Origin of the sequence: Variovorax sp. VRV01, assembly GCF_014852545.1 — a bacterium.
GTDB lineage: Bacteria > Pseudomonadota > Gammaproteobacteria > Burkholderiales > Burkholderiaceae_C > Variovorax > Variovorax beijingensis_A.
Genome location: NZ_JACVBS010000095.1, coordinates 1 through 255 on the forward strand (window position 1 = coordinate 1; position 255 = coordinate 255).

A 255-nucleotide genomic window follows, 5' to 3' on the forward strand; every position below is an offset into this window, starting at 1 on the left:
GTCGAAGCGACCCTCGGCCTTGGCGTTCGAGGTCATCGGCTTGGGCACGTAGGTCGTGATGCCCACCTCCTCGCAGGTCTTGAGCTCCATGCCATTAAAGTAGCCGCGGTCGGCGAGCGCCTGCAGCCTGGTCTTGCCCATCGCCTCGCGTGCTGCCTTGGCCATGTTGCTGAGCTGCGCGCGGTCGTTGCCCTCGTTGGTGACCTCGTGCGCCACGATCAGGTGGTGCCTGGCGTCGACCGCCGCCTGGACGTT

The 255-nt window shown here is 66.3% G+C and carries 1 pseudogene; it reads right to left on the bottom strand.

Going from position 1 to position 255, the window contains the following annotated elements:
- Positions 1 to 255, bottom strand: a pseudogene (locus IB278_RS33720) (IS5/IS1182 family transposase); the annotation flags it as partial.